The sequence below is a fragment of the Nocardia sp. NPDC004604 genome (genome assembly GCF_040609795.1).
Taxonomy (GTDB): Bacteria; Actinomycetota; Actinomycetes; order Mycobacteriales; family Mycobacteriaceae; genus Nocardia.
Genome location: NZ_JBEXLC010000297.1, coordinates 1 through 3450 on the forward strand (window position 1 = coordinate 1; position 3450 = coordinate 3450).

The following is a 3450-nucleotide window of genomic DNA, read 5'->3' on the forward strand; positions in this document are numbered from 1 at the left end:
CCTGCTGAGGGAGAAAAGGATCGAGTTCGAGGAGCACCTGGTCCGAAAGTACCCGGTGACTCGCGTTGGTCTGGGTGACCAAGGAGCAGGCTGGCGAAGCGTGACGGGCGAGCGTAGCGAGCCGGTCAGTCGGGCTGGCCCGGTTTGTGTCGGCGCCGACTTGCTACTGAGGTGGGCGAGCGGGATGAGTCACCGACGGACGAGCGGGTTCAATGATCAAGCACCGCTTGAACAGAAGTACTTGGCAGGGAATTCTGCTCGTGTCCGCACTGCCAGAAGCTTGCCGGCGGCCCGGTCGCCGCCGGCCACCACGAATGCCCGCAACGCGGCGACCGCCGCCTGCGACATCTCTCGCTCCTCCGACTCGGCGCCCCCGAACCGCAGGACGATCAGGTCGAAGGCCAGTGCCCAGCGTCGGCGACTCTCGCTCTCGCTCAGCTCGGGCAGAAAGCTCACCCACGAAGCCATCAGGAACCACTGCTGACTCCACAGCGCCGGGTGACGGCCGAGCACGAACTGCGCCAGCAACCCGCATGGCCGCAACCACTCTGCCTCCCATGCCATCGACGATCACAGAATATCTGCCGAATCCTGGCAGGTTTGGCGCATGCGCCCGATGCCGTCGATCTCGAGATCGATCACATCGCCGGGGAGCAGGTAGGGGAAACGGCCGGAGAGGGCTACGCCTTCGGGGGTTCCGGTATTGATGAGGTCGCCGGGTTCTAAGACCGCGTACTGGGACAGGTGCCAGACCAGGTACGCGACGTCGAAGATGAGGTCGGCCGTCGAAGAGTCTTGGCGCGGTTCACCATTGACCCAGGAGCGCAGGCGCAGGTTCTTCGGGTCGAGGCGATCGGCGGGGATCAGGGCGGGACCGAGGGGGTTGAAGGTCGCGCAGCACTTGCCCTTCGACCATTGGCCGCCGGATTCCTCCAGCTGGAAGCGGCGTTCGGAGACGTCGTTCGAAATGGTGTAGCCCGCAATGTGTTTCATGGCAGCATCGGGCGAGTCCAGGTAACTTGCCCGGCGGCTGATCACCACCGCGAGCTCGACCTCCCAGTCGGTCCGGTCGGACCCGCGCGGGATCATCACGTCGTCGTACGGCCCGACCACGGTATTGGGTGTCTTGAAGAAGACCACCGGTGTACGTGGCGGTTCCGCTCCCGATTCGGCGGCATGCGCGGCATAGTTCATGCCGATGCACCAGACGGCCTGCGGGCGCGCGATCGGTGCGCCGATACGTTGTCCGGTGAGGTCGATGGGCGACAGCAGGCCCTGTGACAGCGCCGCCGCGGTCTTCGATATGCCGTCCGCGGCGAGGAACGCACCATCGATATCCGGTGTCAGTGTGGACAGATCGTAGGTTTGATCGCCGTCGACCACGACCGGTCGCTCCGCGCCGACCGCGCCGATCCGCTGCAATTTCACGCACTAGCTCCTTCATTGGTGGGTTCCGCCTGATCGGCGGACAGCCGGTATACGCGCCGCGCCGTTGTGGACAACACCTTGACGCGATCGTCCGGGGCAAGTCCGCCGAGGACCTGGACAGTGGCCCGCCAGACCTCCGCATAGGAGGCGGCGGTCAGGGTGAACGGCCAATCCCCGCCCACCATCAGCCGATCCGGCCCGAACACCGCCAGCGCGTGATCGACGTACGGCTGCCAATCGGCGGCGGTGAATCCGGGCTTTGACACCGTGGCCAGGCCGGAGATCTTCGCCACCACATTGGGTTGCTCGGCCGCGGCGGCCAGCAGATCCGCCCACGGCTGCCAGTCGCCGGACGCGATCGGCGGTTTGCCCAGATGGTCGAGAACCACTGTGAGCGTGGGGTGTTCGGCCGCCACCGCCGGCACCTGCGCCAGCAGATCGGAACGCTCGGCCACCGCGTCGAAACTCAGACCGGCCTCGGCGAGCACGGCCAGGCTGTCCGAAACCTCGGCTCGCAGTAGCCAGGTCGGATCCGGGTCACGGTGGATCATGTGCCGCACTCCGACGTACTCGGGCCGCCGCAGCCGGGCCAGCTCGAAGGTGACCCGTTTGGGTTCGTGCAGCGGCAGCCAGCCGACCACGACCGCCGGGCGCGGGGCGTGTGCCGCCGCGTCCAATAGCGCGCGATTCTCGGCCAGTGAGTCGGACGCCTGCACCAGCACCAACCCCGCGATATCGTGCTCGGGCAGCTGCGGTTCGAGGTCGTCCAGCGTATAGGTGCGATATAAGACATCGGATGAATTTGTTAGCCAGTCGTATTCGACATGGAATTTTCCACCTCGAACGTCCCAGACATGCATATGTGCGTCTACAGTCATCGGAGGCATGTGTTCACATTCTCGAAAGTGAAGGAACCGGTTTGTCGGTCACCGACGATGCGATTGCGAAGATCAAGGCGATGATCGTCTCGGGCGATCTGACGCCCGGATCGAGGTTGCCGCGTGAGGCCGATCTGGCCGCCGAGCTCGGGGTGTCGCGCAATTCGCTGCGGGAGGCGGTGCGCGCTCTGTCGCTGGTGCGAATCCTGGACGTGCGCCAGGGCGACGGCACCTTCGTGGCGAGCCTGGAGCCGAATTCGCTGCTGGACGCCATGAGCTTCCTGCTGGAGTTCCATCAGGACGACTCCGTGCTCGACATCCTGGGCGTGCGGCGGATTCTGGAGCCCGCCGCGACCGCGCTGGCGGCGCAGCACATGACCGACGAGGAGATCACCCACCTGCGCACCCTGGTCGAGCCCGGCAGTGCGTCGGTGACCGATCTGGTCGCGCTCGACCTGAGCTTCCACGCCGCCATCGCCACTGCTTCCGGCAATAAAGTCCTTGCCTCGCTGCTGGATTCGCTGTCCATGCCGACCACGCGCGCACGGATCTGGCGTGGCGTCACCGAGGAGGGCGCGTTCGAGCGCACGGTCGCGGAGCATCGCGGCATCTGCGACGCGATCGCCGCGCACGACCCGCAACTGGCGCAGGCGCGGGCGCTGGCGCATGTGGCCGGGGTGATGGAATGGCTGGGCCGGGCGGTGGAGTGAGCGGCTCATCGCGGTGCTCGATTCACCACAGCGCCTGATCCTCCAGCTCGGACCAGAGTTCTTCCGGCACAGCCAGATCGAGCATGGCAATGCTGTCATCGATCTCCGCGCGAGTACCGGACCCGAGCACGATCGCCGTCACGGCGGGATGCCGCCGCGGGAACTGCACGGCCGCTGCCCGCAGTGGCACACCGTATTTCGTGCACCGCCGCTCCAGGTCCCGCGCGCGGGTGACGACGGCGAGGTCCGCCGTGCGGTAGTCGAAGGTGGCCTGCCGCAAGGGATCCGCCAGCACTCCGCTATTGAGCACCCCGGCGACGAGCACCTGGATCCCACGTTCCGCACATTCGGGCAGCAGTTGCTGCTCGGCTCGGCGGTCCAGCAATGAGTACCGCCCGGCAATCATGACGGTGTCGATGGCCGACTCCCGCACG

Annotated in this window: 5 protein-coding genes; 1 reads left to right on the top strand and 4 read right to left on the bottom strand. The window is 66.3% G+C overall.

Annotation, left to right across the window (positions count from 1 at the left end):
• Window positions 1-216: 216 nt before the first annotated feature.
• From ABZW16_RS43455 to ABZW16_RS43465, 3 genes are read right to left on the bottom strand one after another with little or no spacing between them, the layout of a single operon-like run.
• Window positions 217-528 carry a hypothetical protein gene (locus ABZW16_RS43455; RefSeq protein ID WP_354962009.1) on the bottom strand — a complete coding sequence of 104 codons (312 nt, stop codon included), beginning with the start codon at window positions 526-528 and terminating at the stop codon, window positions 217-219.
• A gap of 42 nt (window positions 529-570) precedes the next feature.
• Window positions 571-1428, bottom strand: a complete 858-nt coding sequence (locus tag ABZW16_RS43460) for a fumarylacetoacetate hydrolase family protein (RefSeq protein ID WP_354962010.1) — start codon at window positions 1426-1428, stop codon at window positions 571-573.
• Window positions 1425-2306: an amidohydrolase family protein gene (locus ABZW16_RS43465; RefSeq protein ID WP_354962011.1), complete on the bottom strand. Its 882-nt coding sequence runs from the start codon at window positions 2304-2306 to the stop codon at window positions 1425-1427. The genes ABZW16_RS43460 and ABZW16_RS43465 overlap by 4 nt, the downstream gene beginning before the upstream one ends.
• 41 nt (window positions 2307-2347) lie before the next feature.
• On the opposite strand from ABZW16_RS43465, the gene ABZW16_RS43470 reads away from it, so the two are divergent.
• Window positions 2348-3016 (top strand): FadR/GntR family transcriptional regulator, encoded by a 669-nt coding sequence (locus ABZW16_RS43470; RefSeq protein ID WP_354962012.1) that lies wholly within the window; start codon window positions 2348-2350, stop codon window positions 3014-3016.
• A 22-nt stretch (window positions 3017-3038) separates the two neighbouring features.
• On the opposite strand, the gene ABZW16_RS43475 is transcribed toward ABZW16_RS43470, so the two are convergent.
• Window positions 3039-3450 (bottom strand): aldo/keto reductase (locus ABZW16_RS43475; protein ID WP_354962013.1); only part of this gene is annotated, 412 nt, incomplete at its 5' end.